This is a genomic window from Alteromonas gilva (assembly GCF_028595265.1).
GTDB lineage: Bacteria > Pseudomonadota > Gammaproteobacteria > Enterobacterales > Alteromonadaceae > Alteromonas > Alteromonas gilva.
The window spans coordinates 514,631-533,225 of the sequence record NZ_JAQQXP010000001.1; the positions used below are offsets into that span (position 1 = coordinate 514,631).

The window sequence follows — 18,595 nt, forward strand, 5'->3', positions numbered from 1 at the left end:
TTGCCCTTATACCGCCTCTAGCTTGGCAAAACTCAGTACCAGCCATTTACTGCCAAATTCGTCAAAATTCACTTGTACCCGGGCATGATCGCCACTGCCTTCGTAATTAAGTACCACACCTTCACCAAACTTGCGGTGACTCACCCGTTGCCCCAGGGTAAAGCCGCTTTGTTCCATGCGTTCATGGGAGGCTGCTTTGCTAAAACGATTGGGTACTGGTCTTGATACTGTAGACGTTAAGCGGATTTCTTCAACACAGTGTGACGGTATTTCGCGTAAAAAACGTGACGCAGTGTGGTATTTTTCCTGACCGTAGACCCGCCGCATTTCTGCGTAGGTCATGTAGAGTTTTTTCATGGCGCGGGTCATCCCCACATAACAAAGGCGGCGCTCTTCTTCCATGCGGCCGGGTTCGTCGTTGGTCATCTGACTGGGGAACATGCCTTCTTCCACACCCGCCATAAACACCAGCGGAAACTCCAGACCTTTGGCGGTGTGTATGGTCATGAGCTGCACCGCGTCCTGATCGCCGCTGGCCTGGGTTTCGCCGGCCTCCAGAGAAGCGTGCGCCAGAAACGCCGACAACGGCGTCATTTCGTCGGCTTCTTCGGGCACCACAAATTGCTTACAAGCGGTGACGAGTTCCTCGAGGTTTTCCAGTCTGGCCTGTGCCTTCTCGCCTTTTTCTGCCTGATACATGGCATACAAACCCGACTGCTTGATCGCTTTGTTGGCCTGCTCTTCCAGGGCGAGTTCGCTGCATTCACTGGCCATATCCGTAATCAGCGTAATAAACTGATTTAACGCGTTAGCAGCGCGGCCTTTGAGGCCACCGTCTTGCAACAACTGCAGGCTGGCTTGCCACATAGAGCAGTTTTGCAGCCGGGTTTGTTCGCGAATTGTTGCCAGTGTACGCTCCCCTAATCCACGGCTGGGGGTATTCACAACCCGTTCAAAGGCGGCATCGTCATGGGCATGATTGATCAGGCGCATATAGCCGAGAGCATCTTTAATTTCCTGGCGCTCGAAGAATCGTAAGCCACCATAAATGCGATACGCAATGCCCTGATGCAGCAGGGCCTCTTCGAGTACTCGTGACTGGGCATTATTACGGTACAAAATTGCAGACTCTCTGAGCTGATTGCCCTGATTTTGCCAACTGGAAATTTGCGCCACGATAAACCGCGCTTCATCGAGATCGTTAAACCCGGCGTAAATAGAAATAGGTTCACCGTCGTCACCGTCGGTCCAGAGCTCTTTACCCAAGCGGCCCTGGTTGTTGTCGATCACCGTATTCGCCGCTTTGAGTATAGTGGCCGTTGAGCGGTAGTTTTGCTCTAAGCGAATGGTCGACGCGTCGTTAAAGTCTTTGAGGAAGTGCTGGATATTATCGACGTTTGCACCACGCCAGCCGTAAATAGACTGGTCGTCGTCACCGACGATCATGATATTGCTGTTTTCATGACCGCAGAGTAAACGCAGCCACGCATACTGAATGTTGTTGGTGTCCTGAAACTCGTCTACCAGCACTGCTCTGAAGCGTCGTTGGTAGTGAGCCAGTACGTCGGGATTTTTCAACCAGAGTTCGTGGGCGCGCAGCAGCAACTCGGCAAAATCGACCAGCCCGGAGCGATCGCAAGCCTCTTGGTAGGCGGCGTAAATCTCGCGCATTTTTTGCTGAGTATGATCGCCATGAGTGTCGATATGCTCGGGGCGCAGGCCTTCGTCTTTATTGCCATTGATGTACCATTGAATTGGTCGCGGCGCCCAGTGCTTTTCGTCGAGATTCATGGCTTTGAGGATGCGCCTGATCAAACGGTACTGATCGTCTGAGTCGAGGATCTGAAAGTTTTCCGGCAAATTTGCCTCGGCATAGTGGGCCCGCAGTAAGCGATGCGCCAGGCCGTGGAAAGTGCCAATCCACATGGTATTGAGTGGCCGCTCCATGAGGCTTTCAATGCGTCCGCGCATTTCCCGCGCCGCTTTATTGGTAAAGGTTACTGCCAGAATGCTATAGGGTGCAATATTCTCTACCTGCATTAACCAGGCGATACGGTGCACGAGCACACGGGTTTTACCACTGCCGGCGCCAGCCAGAACAAGCATATTGGATAACGGCGCAGCGACGGCTTCGCGCTGCTTGTCATTTAATTCGTCGAGTAACTCAGAAACATCCATAATAATACAAAAACACCTGTATTTTTATTCAGGCTAACAAAAATCAAAGTATGCCATTAAAGCCATTTACGTTAAACCACGCTTGCACAATAAAGCTGGATTCTTGCCTGAAAGTGATCCGCTCTCACACTGGTCTGTTATTAATAGTATGATTAAGGCTGACGGGGTCGCTGCCTGAGCCGGGACAAAGACTCAGTGTGCACAACAGTGAATGGCGCTGCAGCCGACTGGCCGTTAATTATAGTTTTTATCGGTATTTTGGCCGATTCACCTTGAATTCACAGTTTAAATCATTACTTTATGCGCTACGAAGGTGGCCAGGTGGTTGTGGGGCGCTGGATCTGTATCGGCAAGTTAGTTCAGGCCTGTCTGTATCGGCCAGTCAGTTCAGGCCTGGCGGTTCAGGCCAGTGAGTATAAGTATAGCAGGTCGTCTTGCACCGGTGTCTGTCGATGTGGCAGCAAAATGAAATTTACAGTGGAGCCGGGTACAGGTAACTGCCCGTGGCTTTGGGTTATTAAGGAACATGGTATGCACGCAATTACTGATACTGCGGAGTTTTGGCTTCGGCTTAAACAAGAAGCGCAGCAAATCGCTGACGAAGAACCTCTTTTGGCAAGCTTCATTCATGCCTGCATACTTACCCATCATAACTTTGAGTCGTCACTGAGTTTTATTCTGTCTAACAAGATGGCCGATGATGTGATGCCGGCGCTGGCTATTCGTGAAGTACTCGATGAAGCTTACCTGCTTGAACCGGCAATTGTTGAAGCAGCCATCGAAGACATTCGGGCTATTTACAGCCGCGACCCCGCTGTAACCAAATACCTCACCGTACTTATCCATTTTAAAGGGTTTCAGTCTGTGCAGGTGCATCGGATGGCGCATTACCTGTGGCAACAGGGGCGTCATCAGCTAGCGCTGTTTTTACAAAGCCGCAACTCAGAAACTTTTGCTGTGGATATTCATCCTGCTGCGCAAATTGGTAAAGGGGTAATGTTTGATCACGCCACCGGCATTGTGGTGGGCGAAACCACGGTGATCGAAGACAACGTGTCTATTTTACAAAACGTTACCTTAGGCGGAACCGGCAGCGAAAGTGGCGACCGCCATCCCAAAATTCGTCAGGGCGTGATGCTTGGCTCCGGCGCGAAAGTGCTCGGAAACATTGAAATTGGCGAGGGCTCGAAAGTAGGCGCCGGTAGCGTGGTGCTTAATGATGTGCCGCCGCATGTGACGGTAGTCGGTGTACCGGCGAAAGTGGTGGGGCGTCCCTGTTGTGCGAGACCCTGCGACTCCATGAACCAAAATGTGTTAGAAGATAACCTCTACGAGCAATCCTAGTCTTCATATGCACGGCAGGGTGGGCAATTAAGTGGGTTGTCACCCTGCATCAGCTTTTTAGTAATAGCGGAATGAGCCGCAACTCTGTGGCAGTGAGAGTACTCGCTGGCTGGGTTGCGTAACATTAGCGTTAAATATTAGTTAAAAAAGATAACTTCATCGCTCATAAAAATAATCGAACCCTCCTCAAACTGCCGCTAAAGTTAACAAACTATGTTGTACTGCCGGTCCGTTTTTAATGTCATTGTCTCTTCGAACCAATCTGGCTAACGCTATTGTTATTGCCTGCTCATGTTGTTCATTGACTGTAGATGCTGAGCCGATTGCCGCAGACGAAGATAAGTTTTTGGGAAATATTTACTCAACCAGTCAGGTGACTGATTTTCTCGACTACCGGAACCAGGTAACAGCTGAAAACGCCGGTTAGTGGGGGAGTGTTGAGGCAACGCGCGATACCATGAACTGGGTGAGTTAGACGCCGTTTTTTAAATGGCGCGTATTACGCAGCGGTGTCGATGAATGCAATAACCCCCAGGGTTAACGAACAGTGTTTCCTCGTATAGGATGGCGACCCACCATCCGGCCACGCATAAACCGTATGCCCTCGGCTATGCGTTGTTACACCGGCCGCCCCGCGCGGCCGTTTTTTTGCTCGACTAAAAGAAGTCAGCCGAATTTGGTATCGGCAACAAAAGGATTCGACTGCCTTTCCTGGCCAATACTGGTGGTAGGGCCATGTCCGGGGTAAATGGTCATCGATGCCGGCAGGGTAAATAATTTTTCACGAATGGAGTTTACCAATTGCTGCTGGTTGCCCTGAGGAAAGTCTGTGCGGCCAATTGAACCGGCAAAAATAATATCCCCTGCAATGACCGTGTCACTGGTACGCTCAACCAATGCAACATGTCCCGGCGTATGCCCCGGACAATGCAATATTTCCAGCGTCAAATTACCCATCGTGATGGTGTCGTCTTCGGTTAACCACTGATCCGGGCTAAATGGCTTGGCGGGCGGAAAGCCAAACATCTGACTTTGTTGCATTAATGCGTCGAGCCAGAATTTGTCGCCAATATGAGGGCCAATGACCGGCACATTATAATGTGCCGCAACTTCAACTGTGGCACCAACATGATCGAGGTGACCATGGGTTAAAATAACTTTTTCGATATCTACGTTGTGTTGCCGGACCGCGGCGTGCAGTTTGTCGGCATCGCCACCGGGATCAACCAGTGCGCCTTTCATGGTGGCGGGATCCCAAATGAGCGAGCAGTTTTGGGCAAAGGGGGTCACCGGAATAACAATAATCTTCACAGGCATTCTCAGTTGCGGGTTTAGCCTTAGTTTAACAACAAATACCGGCCCAACCCAACTGTGCATAGCTTAGTCGCCGGACGCAGTGGGATCCGTTGCGGCGCCTGACAGCGCGTCCGGAAAGTGTTTACTCAGCAAGGCATTAACGACCTCAAGGTTTTGCCCGAGCTTGCGCAATGCCAGTAGCCGCGCACGATTGAATTTAGCGTCTTTGGGGACCAGACGCAAAATATACACCGAGCGGGTTTGTGACACTACAGGCTCCGACTTATGAAAAAAAGCATTGCAAAATAACAGCGCATCGCCGGCATCCAGTGACGGGGTAAATTTGCTGCTTTCTAAATAACGCTGTTCCTCCCAGCTTAGTTCAAACGGTGCATGGGCAGGAATCGACGAATCAACCACGCGCAGCAGGCTATGTAGTTGATGCGCCTCACGAATGAGCGATAATCGTACCGCGCCTTCCGCCATCACAACAGAAAGTTGCCCTGAGCCTTCTGTATTCACCGGTACCAGTGGTATCCATACGGTTAACATTTCTTCCGGACGTTCCATAAATCCAATGGAGTCGAAATCAGTGTGAAAGGGAAAGCCCTGATCGCTGGCGGCTTTCTCCAGATAAAGATCGGCCAGAATTTGGTACTCAGGCAACACTTTTGCAATGATATTGGTTATATCAAAGGCGTTGTCGCGATAAAGCATCGGGCCATAAATTGCTTTGCTGTAAATATCGGCGTACCAGGTATCACCGCCAGGCATAGCCGATAACTTTTTGGCCAGTTTTTCGCGTGTGTTGCTGTCGATGAGATTAGTCAGAACCTTGCCATGATGGGGAGATAGACTGTCTAAAAACGGTGGGCGGGACTGCATGTCTGTATCCCTTATTTTGTTGCTCAAAAAAAAGTGGCTACGACTATAAGTATAGCGCAGCTGCGCCAACTTGCCTGCCGGATTTCAGAATGGCAATCTCAATATGAAAAGCGAAGCGTTATCGGGCATGACCAGCCAACCAGATTATTCAAAGCAGTTTTTAAGGCTTTCCTGAGTCATTAAACATCCGCTTGGCTTAAGCTTAGCCGGTTCGGGCGTGATTGAGTTGTTCTGTTTTACGAGTCACAGGTTCGATGATGGGTTATTCACAGTAGGCTAATCTGCCAATTTATAACCAAATTGTTTCGCTAAGTTAGTCAAAATCACTAAATTATAAATCGATGCTCATCAAGCTGTTGATAAAAATAAAGTTTTTATTTGGCCTCATATTTGCAAATTTTTGGCAAAGGTATTTACACACTCACCGTGCAACCAGCTTACAGGAATTAGCCATGTACTCAGATGAAGATCTCAACACAGCGGTCCAGCGCAATATATTTACCGCCGAAGCCGTGCATCATTTTCGCCAGCACATTAATGAAGTACGTAAAAGTCAGTCAGTGGATGAAGAAAACTTTCGATTGATCAATGGCTTTAACGATATATTTGTGGTGATAGCCAGTACGCTACTGTTGGCATCACTGGCCTGGTTGGGCTATTCGTTAAGCGCGCCCATGGCGGGACTTGCAGTGGCCGCTGGCTCCTGGGGCCTGGCCGAATATTTTGTTAACCGTCGACGCATGGCGCTCCCGGCGATTGCCTTGTTGTTATCCTTTCTGGGCGGTTTATTCGCCACACCATTTTTGTTTATGCAACCGGATATTAACGCCAATGCATTCATCGCGGCAGGGTTGTTAACCACTTTGGGTGCTGTAGGCCATTGGGCTCGTTTTCGGGTACCGATCACAGTGGCTGCTGGCGCCGCAACCTTAAGTGCAGGTATTGCAGCCAGCATTGTTTACCTGTTTCCACCCCTGTTAACCTTTATTGATAACCTTGTATTGTTATTTGGCTTGCTTATTTTTGGTTTGGCAATGTACTGGGATAGTAAAGATACGGTCAGGCAAACCCGCGCGTCTGACGTTGCATTCTGGTTGCACCTGATTGCTGCGCCAATGATTGTACATCCGGTGTTTAATAACCTGGGCGTGCTCGATGGGAACGGCGGCGTATTGATCTCGCTGGTGGTGCTGGGACTGTATATTTTGTTAGCGCTTATTTCGCTTGCTGTAGACCGCCGTGCAATTATGGTGTCAGCGCTGGTGTATGTGATTTATACCTTTTCGTCACTGATGGAAAGTTATGGCATGGTGACCTATGGCTTTGCCCTTACCGGTCTGTGCATCGGCTCATCGCTGTTGCTGTTGTCAGCCTTTTGGCATGGCTGCCGTAAGCGCGTGCTGCAGTTAATTCCACAGCCTGTTCAAATGAAGCTGCCTGTGGTTAAAATTTAGCGTAAGTGCGCATCAAACTCGCAATAAAACAGACGAGCTCAGGCTCGTCTGTATGCGTTTTACAAGAGTTGTTAACGGATTAGGCGCGATGGAGCATTAAGTTAACTCGCTGTGGCCGCGCCAAACCTGTTGAGTAACCTGACCTCTATTCGGGGAGTTTTAACACAATCTGATTATCTCCACCTTGCTCAAGTGTAAAGGTGAGCGTGTGATCACTGCCTTCATGGGTGAAACTCACGCTGTATTGCCCGTAAAAGCCACGTTCGCTGAATTGCCCGTTGGCATCGGTCTGGCCGTCAAATTCACTGTGCCATTGATTAAATAGCAGGTCTTTCCAAACCAGGGCATTGGGTTTTTCACGCCAGTCTTCATCATACATCGCCGCTTCCGGGAACCAGTGTTGCTGTGCCCAGAAACCCCAAAGCTGGATCCCCACTGTGGCAGGGTGACTAAAGAAAAGCGTCATAAAATCGCGGGTGTAATCAGCCTGCAACTGTTCGTCGTTTGTTCTGATATCAAACTCAGTTGAACGGAATACCGCATCAGGGAACGTCTGATGAAAACGTTCTAAAATAGCGTACACCGAGGGGATGTCCGTTAAGATATCGCTAAAGTGACTTTGAAAACCAATGCCGTCCAGCGGCGCGCCCTGCTCAAGCAGATACGCAATGGTATCCTGGTAATGCTGTTGATGCGCCACATCCAGACCGGCAGACGACAGTATGCTGTAGTCATTAATATAGAGCTTATGGTCGGGCAGGTTCTCGCGGGCTTGCTCAAACCAATCAACCATAATTTCATCGCCAAAGGCATCCATGAGGTAATGATTATCAAAAGGCTCGTTAAGGACATCCCACTCAGACAGCAAATCAGCGGTTGCCAGGGTAATATCGTCAATGTGATTCTCAACCTCAACCAGTGCCTGGGGATCGGCTTCGTCGGTGTTGTCTGGTAAGTATTGCTGCATCATGTTGGGCAAATTACGTTTAGACGGCCATACCAGTACATGTCCCCGGGCATAAATGTCATGGTCCTTCAACCATTGTAAGCCGGCCAGGGTGGTTTGTTGCGAGAAAGCCTCTCCCCACTCACCAATCCAGGGCGCCCATTTTAAATCGTTTTCAGGACCGGCCTGATTAAACAGTTCTAGTACTTTTTGCTGGTACGTCAGGCTATCTTCATCGGTGCCAATCAGTCGGCTGGAAACAATAGCAGAACCAAAGTGATAAGCATGTTTGGTCAGGGTAACGTTAATGTCCGTGGCTGGGATGTTATTGCCATTGGCATCTTGCAGCGTTAGCGTAAAGTCGCCTTTGCGATGGGTTTCAATACGTTGCTGGGCTTCTGCTCGCCAGGCAGCATCAGGGGCCCGACCCGCATAGGTAGGGGAAGTGACCGGCAAATCTTCCAGCGACTTATTAGTTTGATAGTTATACAGCTCAATACCACCAATTTGATATGACTGTGGGCGGTCTCCCGCACCCAGGCCAAATTTAATGGCCAGTTCACCGACATCAAAGTCCTGGGTGATTTCAGCAGGAATAAAATACTCCACCCATTCACTGGCACTATCAACACGGCGGTTTACAAACTGGACGAAATCAGGAGAAGGGCCTTCCAGTACGGCAGTGGTAAAACCGGTGCCTGTTTCATACTGGCTGGAAAGTGAACGGAAGTAAAAGTGCAATAATACGACATCGCCATTTTGCACACCCGCGTTGGTGAAAACTTGCGCTTGTCCGTTCCAGCTGGTGCCGCTTGGGTTGGTAATATCAAGTTCTAACGCTTTACTGAACTGCTCATGGTCAACATCTACCACCGTCATGGTGCCAACAGGTTCACTGCCGCTGCCCGCCCAAAAAGCGGCTGAGCTTTCTGCATCATCCGGAATGATCAGTATGCCGCCTTCGGGGACTTGCATATTTTGTGGTGGCTCTGTCGGTGGTGGTGGAGTAGGCGTGATATCTATGACTGTAATATCTACGACATCTGTACCGGTATCGCCATCGTCATCGGTAACGGTTAGTTGAAACGTCAGCACTTCATCTGCTGACACATCCGGCGCATTAAAGCTGGCTGACTGCGTGTCGGCATCGTTCAGGGTGACTGTTGTACCTGCGGTTTGTGACCAGGCGTAACTGCTAATGCTGCCGTCACTGTCTGTACCTGAGCCTGATAGCGTCACCAGGGTGAGTTCATCAACGCTCTGATCTGCACCCGCATCGGCAACCGGAGCGGTATTTGCCGGTGGCGGGTTATTGGCTGGTGGCGGCGTTGGAGAACTTTCGCCTCCGCCTCCACCACCACAGGCGCTCAATAGCGCAATCAAAGAAACTATTGTCAGCCGTCTACCGGACCTATACATCGTTACCGCCTTGTTAACAAACTGTAAAAATATTAATCTGTCATTGCCAGGTGTTGGATGCAATACTCAAAAATGAAAATGGCGTTATGTTTATAACTATTTGATATGTGAATTGAACCAAAGCGTTGTCAGCGAATTTAGCCCGCTTTAAGTGTACTGATGTCGACACGTGATTTACCTGGGTGCATTAATCAGATTTTAACCGGTAAGCGTATTATCGGCGCTAGTACGCTAAATAAACCAGGTAAGTTCGTGAAGGTTTGCAAGCTGCACAGTGGGTAACACGCTGACCGGTTCGCGCTGTAAATTCATAGGGCGGTTTGCGGCATACCAGGCGCTTTGCAAACCCGCACGGTGGGCGCCGAGTATGTCTTTTTCGAGGTTATCACCCACATGAAGCACATTCTCAGGCGGCAGCTTTAGCATTGCCACTGCCTCATCAAACATATGACGGTGGGGTTTGCTTGGACGGCCGACGCTGGCATGCAAGCTAGCCGTAAAGTATTCGCTTAAACCGGTTTTAACCGTGTCCACATTGCCGTTGGTAATGGCGATTAAAGGCATTTTTTCGGCCAGCGTTGCCAGCACCTGCTTTATACCGTTGTCGACACTGAAATTACTGCGGGCATCGTAAAACGCATCAAATAATGATTGCGCAGCGGCTTTACGTTGCTCGTCGGCGAGCTTTTCGACCGCCAGTGCGGCATAAAGACTCTCGTAACGCAAACGCCCCATATCAGAGGCAAGTCCGGGATTAGCTTTTATCAGATCCCGTTTAATGGTCGTCCACTGTGTTGCCGGTAAGGCGGCGGTAGCCGGGTACAGTCTGGCGATGTCGTCATTCAAGCTCGCCGTTGCGCTGGCAATGACGGGGCCGTTATCGTAAAGGGTATCGTCGAGATCGAAGGTCATGGCTTTTACCGGCTGTACCGGGCGGTAACACTGCATTGCAAAGATTCCTGATGATTAACGTGGTCTACTTCTTACGGGCGCGGGGGTGAGCGGTATCATATACCTTAGCTAAATGTTGAAAATCCAGATGAGTGTAGACCTGAGTGGTCGATAAATTTGCATGCCCAAGTAGTTCCTGAACGGCGCGTAAATCGCTGCTTGATTCAAGTACATGGGTGGCAAAGGAGTGGCGCAGCTTGTGCGGATTTACCCGCTGACCCAGGCTTTGACGCAGTGCCATTGCGTCGAGGCGGTTGGCAACCTGGCGGTTAGAAATGCGCCTTTTACGTTTACTGATAAATAACGCCGGCTCAGTAGTGGCTCCCCAATTGCTACGCACGGTCAGCCAGCGCTGCAGTGCCGCGTGTGCCTTGCGACCAATGGGCAGCATGCGCTGTTTATTGCCTTTACCGGTTACCCGTATTTGGCGATCGTTGGTAATGTTAAAAACGTCGAGGCTGGTTAACTCATTTAACCGCAAACCACAGCCGTACATGAGTTCAAACATGGCCTGATCACGTATCACAATTTCTTCGTCGTCGGTCTCATCAAGCAGGGCTGACATGGCTTCCACTGACATTTGTTTGGGCAGGGGTTTATCGGCCTTAGGGGCCTGAACGCCTTCAACCGGATCGCTACTGAGCACATTGTTGGTGATTAAATACTGGCAGAACGTGCGCAGTGCTGACAGTCGCAATGCAATGCTGCGTGCCTTCATGTGCTGTTTACGGGCGATTGCCATAGCGCGCTTAACGCTGGATTGGGTAAGCTCGTCCCAGCGATTCAGTTCAAGGTTGAGTGCAATCTGCGTGAGTTGGCGCTGATAATTCTTAATGGTATGGTCTGACAGGCCCCGTTCATAACGAAGGTGATCAGAAAACTTATTCAGCCAGCGCTCGCACTGCGGTGCCAGTGGTGGCAATTCAGCTGCGGCGGTGGCGCTCATCAGTAGCGCAGTTTCTCTGGCAGCACCACATTTAACACTTCGCGCAGCTGATTGAGCAGCAAGGTGTCCATGTCGGGTGTAAAGTGATCGGCGCTGTGGCTACCTACCGCAAGTATACCTAAATCGTTATTGTCGCCAAGCAATATAAGGGCGGTTGATTCAGCCGTTTGATCGCCAAACATCAGCTGTTTTTCGTGTTGACTTAAGCGGCCAAAAAAGTAGGGCGTTTGTTTAAAGCGCTTTTCCATGAACAAGCGTTTTTGTAGCTCGGGCAACGCATTGGCGCCTTTAAACATTTTTAATTCCACCGAGGCCAGGCTGAGCTCTTCCTGCAGGGTTTCCTGCAGTAGTAACAGTATGTCACTGATATCCTTACATTTGAGCAGGCGGAGATTGAGTTCGGCATAGGCGCGGTAGATTTTTTCGTTTTGCTTGGCAATGCTGATAAGCTGGCTGAGTTTGTAGTTTAGCAGGCGTACTTTTTTACGCATTTGTTCACTTTGTAGCTCAACCAGTGACACGCTGCCTTTTTGCGCGTGAGGAATTTGCAGGCTTTGCAGTATACTCGGGTGTTGAATGAAAAAATCAGGGTTTTCTACTAAAAACTGACCAACTTGCTCAGCGGTGACATCACCCACCTCGGGAAAGTCGGTACTAAACTGCAGTGAGGTGTTGCCGTGACCTGATACATCATTCATATATTTATGGTTCCATCGTATACATGCTCTGCCGATCCGGTCATTTTTAGAGGGCTACCCTGCCCCTGCCAGCGGATCCGTAATCGACCGCCGGGCAAATCTACCCGAACGTCCTTACCTAATTTACCTTGTATTTGGCCTATTGCAACCGCTGCGCACGCGCCGCTGCCACACGCCAGTGTTTCACCTGCGCCACGTTCAAAGACCCGCAGGCGAATATGGTCGCTGGCGAGGATTTGCATAAAACCGACATTCACCCCTTCAGGAAAGCGTTCATGGCTCTCCAGCAGCGGGCCTGTGGTGGCAACGTCGGCAGTGTCCACGTCGTCGACTTCCAGTACGCAGTGAGGATTACCCATCGACACCGCGCCACAAAAAAACGTGTTGTCATCGGCGCGTATTAAATAGGTTTTTTCTTCTTTATTGGCACGCAGGGGGATCTCTGCCGGCGTAAAGTTGGGTACGCCCATGTTGACCGTCACCAGGCCATCTTTTTCAAGATACAGAATCATTTTACCGGCTTTGGTGCTGACTAAAATTTTATGGCGGTTAATTAACCCTTTTAGCTTGACGAAACGGGCAAAACACCGGGCACCATTGCCACACTGAGCCACTTCTGAGCCGTCGGCATTAAAAATGCGATAATGAAAATCCTGATCAGGATCGTAAGGCGGTTCGACCATTAACAGCTGATCGAACCCGATACCAAAGTTACGGTCGGCAAGCTTTTGTATTTTCTCTGGCGAGAAAAAGACATTCTGGGTCACGTTATCAACAACCATAAAGTCATTGCCAAGACCCTGCATTTTAGAAAAGTTTACCTGCATTGATGCGCAACAATATTTATTAGAATGCCCCTAGTTTACGTAAGTTTATGCTCTCCTTTCCAGAGATCTTTTAGAATTTCTCGTTCTCGCACTACGTGCACGGTATTTTTGTCGACCATAATTTCTGCCGGGCGGCAGCGGGTGTTGTAGTTAGATGCCATCACAAAGCCATAAGCACCGGCGCTTCGCACTGCCAGGAGGTCGCCGCTGGCGATCGCTAATTCGCGGTCTTTACCAATAAAATCACCGGTTTCGCAAATTGGTCCTACCACGTCATAAGTGTGGGTTTCGCGGTCAGGGTGCTCGGTTACCGGAATAATGGCCTGCCAGGCTGAGTACAAAGAGGGGCGGATCAAGTCGTTCATGGCGGCATCGACAATGGCAAAGTTCTTTTCTTCGCCGGATTTTACAAACTCAACTTTGGTTAACATGATACCGGCGTTGGCCGCGATTGCCCGGCCCGGCTCCATTATTAACGTCAGATGCTCGCGACCTTTCATTTTGGCGGCGATAGCCTGGGCATATTCACGGGGGTGAGGTGGCGTTTCGTCTTTATAGGTAACGCCAAGACCGCCGCCCACGTCAAGATGACTAATTTCAATGCCTTTACCGGCCAGCTCATCTACCAGGGCTAACAGGCGATCAAGCGCATCAACAAATGGCCCGGTGTCGGTAAGTTGTGAGCCAATATGACAATCCATGCCAATGACGTTCAGATTGGGCAGGCTATGCGCCAGGGTATACACCTCAATAGCACGCTCACGGGCAATACCAAATTTGTTGGCTTTTAAGCCGGTGGAAATATACGGATGGGTTTTGGCATCAACATCCGGGTTAATGCGCAGCGAGATGGGCGCAACTTTACCTAACCTGCCAGCAACGTCGTTAATACGTTCCAGTTCGGGCTCAGACTCAACATTAAAGCAATGAATATTCTGATTTAGCGCAAACTCGATTTCTTCAGGCGTTTTACCCACGCCGGAGAAAACCACTTTACTCATATCGCCGCCGGCTTCGATAACTCTGGCCAGTTCACCGCCAGAGACAATATCGAAACCAGAGCCTAATTTAGCCAGAACGCTTAACACGCCGATATTCGAATTGGCTTTTACGGCGTAACAAATAAGGTGTGGGTGGTCAGCTAAGGCATCGTTAAAGGCGTGCCAATGGCGCTCTAATGTAGCGCGTGAATACACGTAAAGTGGCGTACCATATTGGTTGGCAAGGTCGTTTACATTTACATCTTCAGCATGCAGCGTATGGTGTTTGTAACTGAAGTAATCCACTAGCGAGAATCTCCGGATGGTTCGGAAGACGGGTTTTCGTCTGGCTTGCTATCGCTTGCTGGTGGTGTCTCCGGCAGGTATAACGCTCCCCGGTAGCCACAGGCTGACACACTTGATAATAACAACAGCACTATTGCAATACGCTTAGCCACACACCCTCTCCCAATACAAAAAGTGCCGATATCATCGCAGAGCGAAATTAAAATGCAAGTGACATCAATCGTTCGCGGGTTTTTGGGCCAAATTTAACCTGTTTCCATAATGCATCGCACAGTGGTTGGGTGTCAGACCAATTGCCGGCGATTATCCAGTCAAGCATTGGCGTAGGGTCGTCGGGAAATTCCAGCCCCTCACTGGCAGGCTCACTCAGCCAGTCTTCTACGGTATCGGTGTCGAGTTGATAGAGCGGCAGGCATAACCCCAGCGTCATCAGGGTTTTTAAGTTCGATATTTGTTCAAATTGGCCGCGTAGCGGTTTAACCAGTAGCTTTTTCTTTAACTGTAAGGATTCGCTGGCCAGCTCAAAGCCGCCGTTGCTGATTACGCCAGAGCAGTGCTGAAGTGCACTGCGAAAGCCGGGCTTTGACGGTCGAAACCAACTGATATGGCCCTGTTTATGCTCGGTGGTCACCCTGGGGTGAAAACAGACAAATTTTTGTTCGGTTAACGGCTCGAGCATCTCCCTGACTTCGTCGATGTCTTCAAAGGGTAAATAGACCAAAACATGGCTGTTGGTTGGCTCGCTGGCTGGTTTGTCGTTAATAAAAGGCGGCACAATAGGCTGATCAAAGTGAAACCAGTGCACGCCGAGCTGCACATCGGTGGGGGCAAAGCAGCGCATAATCAATTTGTCGCTGAGCTGTTCGTCATGGCGTGGCACATCATAGGTAAAGGCGGCCTGATGACTCACCGAAATAGATGGCAGCCCACGGCGGCGCGCAGCCCAGGCGGTGACCGGTTCAAAGTCATTGAGCAACAGGTCGTACCCTGAGACATCGAGCTGATGGATATCGCGCAAAAGTTGCAGCGGTTTGGCTTGTTTTACGGTCTGCCACTGGCTAACCTGCCCTTTATGGGTTTGGAAGGTCAGGCCGTTGAAGGTGCGGTAGTCTCCGAAGCATTCCATATCGAAGTAAGCATCGGGGGCGCGCCCGGAAAATACAAAGTCCACCTCGATGTCATTACGCTTGGCCATGGCGGTGGCCATAATACGGGCTCTGGCAATGTGTCCGTTGCCAGTGCCCTGCACGCCATACAGTATTTTCATATTAAACCAGCAGAGTCAGACTTAACTGCGCGATGGTGATGCCAAGCAATACGCCGGCTATCACGTCAGTCGGGTAGTGCACGCCCAGTAATATCCGTGACAGGCCAATGAGTGTGGCCCAGGTATATGCAACGAATGCAAACGAGGGATAATAAAATGCGATGATGGTCGCCATTAACCATGCGGCTGCAGTGTGTCCTGAGGGCAGGCTGAATTTATCAGAGGGCGTGACATGAGCCTGGAAGTTATTAAAAAAGTCACACGGTCGGGTGCGTTTAAAGGCTTTTTTGAGCACCACATAAATAGGGAGTTCCAGCCCGTAGGCCATGAGCGCAGTATACAAGAATATTTCACCGTGCTCCGGCTCGAATGCCATAAGCAGTAAACCAATGAAAAAATACAGGTAGCCATCGCCGGTTTTCGACAGCCAGACAATGGCGCGACAATCACGGTGTCTGGTTAAATCATACAGCCAGTGAAAAATCACAGTATCGTATTTTGTTACGCTTTTGAGGCTCATCGGACGCGACTCCTTTTAATCGACACTGACAGATTAAAAAGCGCGCATGAAATCAAGGTTACAGTTTTACGAAAGGTTTGTGACAATTTCAGCTTTCGTTTTTGCTAATACCAGTGATACGTCGATTAATCAGCGATTATCACAACTGATGCTAGGTGTTATTAGGTGTAGAGTGCTATGCTTATGCGCGATAAGCTTGTTGACCAGTAAGGTACTACCATCATGGACTATAACACTTCTGAGTTATGTGATTTATTTGCCGATAACGTGGATGTGGTCGAACCCATTTTCACCAGTTATGGGGGCCGTTATTCTTTTGGTGGTGAAGTCACCACTGTGAAGTGTTTTGAGGATCGGGAATTAATCGACCGTATACTCACTGAACCCGGTGAGGGCAAGGTGTTGTTGATCGATGGTGGCGGTTCATTGCGCCGCGCACTATTTGACGTGGAATCAGCGCAACTGGCAGTAGAGAATAACTGGGAAGGCATAGTGTGTTATGGCTGCGTGCGCGAAGTCGACAGTCTGTCAGATTTCGATCTTGGTATTTTAGCTGTTAACGCCATACCGGTAAACGCCGACAGTAAAGGGATTGGTGATATCGATGTACCGGTTAACTTTGGCGGTGTGACCTTTTTACCCGAGGATCACCTGTATGCTGACAGCACCGGCGTTATTTTGTCTGCCGAGCCTTTAGATCTCGATTAATCCGGTCGACAGCGCTCCATCTTCTGAAAAGCCAGATTGTGATTAATCTGGCTTTTTTTGTTACCCCCCACAGCAAGGCGCACCGCGCAGAGCGTGAAAGCGTCAAACGATGGCAGCACATCAAGGTAACTGGTAAAATCCGCGGTACTATCTATCTGCTACACTATAGTGTTTAGCGCAGTGGTCTGTATCTTCTGCGAACAGTGTAAACGTGATTTTCACAATGCTGGGTTGACCCTGAGCACAGGCCACAACGGGTTGGTATAAAAAGAAATACTCAACGCTACGTGCAATTATGGTACAACATACGCTGGACACATGTGCGTCAAATTCGTTGAGCGCACTTTAGAAGCCGCAAACAGAAGACAAAGGTACACAGTGAGTAAGATTGAACTTCCCGACAATAACTATACCGTACAAGTCAAACAACTCATTGAAGATGTCTACCCTAAAAATAACCAGATAGCGTCTGTTTACGGCGATGCTAAAACTTACTTTTCAACGGCGGGAACTCAGCGTGCTCAAATTGCCCAATTGCAGGAGCAACTAAAGAACGCGGCAAAGCCCAAAAAGAAAAAGGCATCCGGTGGAGAAGATGCGTTAAAAAGGCAGATAAAGCTCGCCAAAGCCGAATATGACAACGAGCGCCAGGCGCGCATCGACCGCCTGGTTACGGTGGCGCAAAAAATTATCAGTTTATGTGAAGCTGACAGTTTCGATGAGACACAGTTACTCAGTTCTAAATTTCTCGGCACCTTAATGCTCATCACGCGTGGGCCAGAGCGAAATTTCGCTAAACTCCATCAGCGTTTAAAGCCCCTTTATAAAGCTGTGCTTGTGCTGCGGCTAACCGACAAAATCCTGGCTAATGATTTGTCTGATCATGCTTATTTACGCGATGTAAAAGACGCGCTGTTGCGCTTTAAAGGCAATAAAGAATGGCAGGAAAAGTGGCAGGTGGAAGTGGCGATTCCGATGATCTGTTGTGCTTTACTGCAGGATATTGGCCTTCAATCCCCCGAGGCCGAATCGATTTTAGTTGGTCCGGATAATGACTTAAATGAGTTTCGGGTCCTGGATGATGCGACCCGTACGCAACTGATAAAAATTAACTTTACCGGCACCATGGATTACCTTAAAAATGGCTTAGGCGTGCCGGGCTATGTTGGTAATGATAAGGCGGAGAGAACGCAATTCATTCATCGGCATACTGCCATCAACGAATTTATGCTCGCGCTAATGAAAGATGCATACCTGTCGAAGAAGGGCGTGGGAGAAATCCTCAAAATCCCGCAGGTTTACACGTCGATTATCTTGTCAACCAAGCCTGATTTTACCAAAAAGAACCTGCCCAAAGGCTATATCCTGATTGAGCAACTGGCGAAGAAAGGAGCGATTAATGTCGAGTTAGCCAAGGCATTTGTGCAAATTGTCGGTTATTTTCCACTTGGTTTTGGTGTGACATACATTCCTCGCGATGAGCGGGGCATCGACAGGGATCGTTATGAGTGTGCAATTGTTACACGGTTGAACCCTTCTCATCCGGCAGAGCCTGTTTGCCGACCCGTGACCAGAAACCTCACGTATATTAGCTCGGGCTCTGATGAGGTGGTTAAAAAATCCAGTAATTTGTTTTTTCCGGCTAACCGCAAAAAGCTTATGCGCATCGGTCGTGAGCGCCTGATGGAAATTATGAGTTTGTTGTCTGGCAACTTTTCCCCGGATGCTGTCGATGACTTGATCCCCAGTCACTGGGAGCCTGCTGATTATTTTTCATTTAAGAAAAACCAGAACCTGTGGAATAAATCGCGTTAATTACGCCAATCCTCGTTGTTCCATCTCTCACTAAGCCTCCCGTCTGCCGGCATTA

Annotated in this window: 17 protein-coding genes; 5 read left to right on the forward strand and 12 right to left on the reverse strand. The window is 49.4% G+C overall.

Going from position 1 to position 18,595, the window contains the following annotated elements; all coding sequences use genetic code 11:
- Window positions 1-6 precede the first annotated feature (6 nt).
- Complete coding sequence (uvrD, locus tag OIK42_RS02400) at window positions 7-2,178, reverse strand: DNA helicase II (protein ID WP_273638062.1); 2,172 nt, start codon at window positions 2,176-2,178, stop codon at window positions 7-9.
- A 531-nt stretch (window positions 2,179-2,709) separates the two neighbouring features.
- Between uvrD and cysE the strand changes: the two genes are divergently transcribed.
- Window positions 2,710-3,522 carry a serine O-acetyltransferase gene (gene cysE / locus OIK42_RS02405; protein ID WP_273638063.1) on the forward strand — a complete coding sequence of 271 codons (813 nt, stop codon included), beginning with the start codon at window positions 2,710-2,712 and terminating at the stop codon, window positions 3,520-3,522.
- A gap of 238 nt (window positions 3,523-3,760) precedes the next feature.
- A complete protein-coding gene (locus OIK42_RS02410) occupies window positions 3,761-3,949 on the forward strand; it encodes a hypothetical protein (protein ID WP_273638065.1) in 189 nt (62 codons plus the stop codon).
- Between the two features lie 239 nt (window positions 3,950-4,188).
- Here OIK42_RS02410 and OIK42_RS02415 read toward each other — a convergent pair whose 3' ends face one another.
- Window positions 4,189-4,833 (reverse strand): MBL fold metallo-hydrolase, encoded by a 645-nt coding sequence (locus OIK42_RS02415; RefSeq protein WP_273641376.1) that lies wholly within the window; start codon window positions 4,831-4,833, stop codon window positions 4,189-4,191.
- Window positions 4,834-4,902: 69 nt separating this feature from the next.
- Window positions 4,903-5,703, reverse strand: coding sequence for a phytanoyl-CoA dioxygenase family protein (locus OIK42_RS02420; RefSeq protein ID WP_273638067.1), 801 nt, complete (start codon window positions 5,701-5,703; stop codon window positions 4,903-4,905).
- A gap of 452 nt (window positions 5,704-6,155) precedes the next feature.
- Between OIK42_RS02420 and OIK42_RS02425 the strand changes: the two genes are divergently transcribed.
- Window positions 6,156-7,157, forward strand: a complete 1,002-nt coding sequence (locus OIK42_RS02425; protein WP_273638069.1) for a hypothetical protein — start codon at window positions 6,156-6,158, stop codon at window positions 7,155-7,157.
- Window positions 7,158-7,302: 145 nt separating this feature from the next.
- On the opposite strand, the gene OIK42_RS02430 is transcribed toward OIK42_RS02425, so the two are convergent.
- From OIK42_RS02430 to OIK42_RS02470, 9 genes are all read right to left on the reverse strand, one after another.
- Complete coding sequence (locus OIK42_RS02430; protein ID WP_273638071.1) at window positions 7,303-9,522, reverse strand: endo-1,4-beta-xylanase; 2,220 nt, start codon at window positions 9,520-9,522, stop codon at window positions 7,303-7,305.
- A 231-nt stretch (window positions 9,523-9,753) separates the two neighbouring features.
- On the reverse strand, window positions 9,754-10,470 hold the full coding sequence (locus OIK42_RS02435; RefSeq protein WP_273638072.1) for an HAD-IA family hydrolase: 717 nt from the start codon (window positions 10,468-10,470) through the stop codon (window positions 9,754-9,756).
- A 28-nt stretch (window positions 10,471-10,498) separates the two neighbouring features.
- Window positions 10,499-11,419, reverse strand: coding sequence for a tyrosine recombinase XerC (locus tag OIK42_RS02440; protein ID WP_273638074.1), 921 nt, complete (start codon window positions 11,417-11,419; stop codon window positions 10,499-10,501).
- Window positions 11,419-12,117 carry a DUF484 family protein gene (locus OIK42_RS02445; protein WP_273638076.1) on the reverse strand — a complete coding sequence of 233 codons (699 nt, stop codon included), beginning with the start codon at window positions 12,115-12,117 and terminating at the stop codon, window positions 11,419-11,421. The genes OIK42_RS02440 and OIK42_RS02445 overlap by 1 nt, the downstream gene beginning before the upstream one ends.
- Entirely contained in the window at window positions 12,114-12,944 is an 831-nt protein-coding gene (gene dapF / locus OIK42_RS02450; protein WP_273638077.1) for a diaminopimelate epimerase, read from the reverse strand. The genes OIK42_RS02445 and dapF overlap by 4 nt, the downstream gene beginning before the upstream one ends.
- Before the next feature lie 35 nt (window positions 12,945-12,979).
- Window positions 12,980-14,230 carry a diaminopimelate decarboxylase gene (gene lysA, locus OIK42_RS02455; protein WP_273638079.1) on the reverse strand — a complete coding sequence of 417 codons (1,251 nt, stop codon included), beginning with the start codon at window positions 14,228-14,230 and terminating at the stop codon, window positions 12,980-12,982.
- Window positions 14,230-14,382 (reverse strand): LPS translocon maturation chaperone LptM, encoded by a 153-nt coding sequence (gene lptM / locus OIK42_RS02460; protein WP_273638081.1) that lies wholly within the window; start codon window positions 14,380-14,382, stop codon window positions 14,230-14,232. The genes lysA and lptM overlap by 1 nt, the downstream gene beginning before the upstream one ends.
- A gap of 47 nt (window positions 14,383-14,429) precedes the next feature.
- Window positions 14,430-15,497 (reverse strand): MJ1255/VC2487 family glycosyltransferase, encoded by a 1,068-nt coding sequence (locus OIK42_RS02465; protein WP_273638084.1) that lies wholly within the window; start codon window positions 15,495-15,497, stop codon window positions 14,430-14,432.
- A gap of 1 nt (window position 15,498) precedes the next feature.
- Window positions 15,499-16,017: a phosphatase PAP2 family protein gene (locus OIK42_RS02470; protein WP_273638086.1), complete on the reverse strand. Its 519-nt coding sequence runs from the start codon at window positions 16,015-16,017 to the stop codon at window positions 15,499-15,501.
- 222 nt (window positions 16,018-16,239) lie between these two features.
- On the opposite strand from OIK42_RS02470, the gene rraA reads away from it, so the two are divergent.
- Window positions 16,240-16,725: a ribonuclease E activity regulator RraA gene (gene rraA / locus OIK42_RS02475; protein ID WP_273638088.1), complete on the forward strand. Its 486-nt coding sequence runs from the start codon at window positions 16,240-16,242 to the stop codon at window positions 16,723-16,725.
- Between the two features lie 378 nt (window positions 16,726-17,103).
- Window positions 17,104-18,540 (forward strand): hypothetical protein, encoded by a 1,437-nt coding sequence (locus OIK42_RS02480; RefSeq protein ID WP_273638089.1) that lies wholly within the window; start codon window positions 17,104-17,106, stop codon window positions 18,538-18,540.
- The last annotated feature ends 55 nt before the right edge of the window (window positions 18,541-18,595 follow it).

What these genes read in the sequence shown, in the direction of transcription:
- uvrD (WP_273638062.1), bottom strand. Translation starts at nt 2,178, where the DNA reads ATGGATGTTTCTGAGTTACTCGACGAATTAAATGACAAGCAGCGCGAA.
- cysE (WP_273638063.1), top strand. Translation starts at nt 2,710, where the DNA reads ATGCACGCAATTACTGATACTGCGGAGTTTTGGCTTCGGCTTAAACAA.
- OIK42_RS02410 (WP_273638065.1), top strand. Translation starts at nt 3,761, where the DNA reads ATGTCATTGTCTCTTCGAACCAATCTGGCTAACGCTATTGTTATTGCC.
- OIK42_RS02420 (WP_273638067.1), bottom strand. Translation starts at nt 5,703, where the DNA reads ATGCAGTCCCGCCCACCGTTTTTAGACAGTCTATCTCCCCATCATGGC.
- OIK42_RS02425 (WP_273638069.1), top strand. Translation starts at nt 6,156, where the DNA reads ATGTACTCAGATGAAGATCTCAACACAGCGGTCCAGCGCAATATATTT.
- OIK42_RS02430 (WP_273638071.1), bottom strand. Translation starts at nt 9,522, where the DNA reads ATGTATAGGTCCGGTAGACGGCTGACAATAGTTTCTTTGATTGCGCTA.
- OIK42_RS02435 (WP_273638072.1), bottom strand. Translation starts at nt 10,470, where the DNA reads ATGCAGTGTTACCGCCCGGTACAGCCGGTAAAAGCCATGACCTTCGAT.
- OIK42_RS02440 (WP_273638074.1), bottom strand. Translation starts at nt 11,419, where the DNA reads ATGAGCGCCACCGCCGCAGCTGAATTGCCACCACTGGCACCGCAGTGC.
- OIK42_RS02445 (WP_273638076.1), bottom strand. Translation starts at nt 12,117, where the DNA reads ATGAATGATGTATCAGGTCACGGCAACACCTCACTGCAGTTTAGTACC.
- dapF (WP_273638077.1), bottom strand. Translation starts at nt 12,944, where the DNA reads ATGCAGGTAAACTTTTCTAAAATGCAGGGTCTTGGCAATGACTTTATG.
- OIK42_RS02465 (WP_273638084.1), bottom strand. Translation starts at nt 15,497, where the DNA reads ATGAAAATACTGTATGGCGTGCAGGGCACTGGCAACGGACACATTGCC.
- OIK42_RS02470 (WP_273638086.1), bottom strand. Translation starts at nt 16,017, where the DNA reads ATGAGCCTCAAAAGCGTAACAAAATACGATACTGTGATTTTTCACTGG.
- rraA (WP_273638088.1), top strand. Translation starts at nt 16,240, where the DNA reads ATGGACTATAACACTTCTGAGTTATGTGATTTATTTGCCGATAACGTG.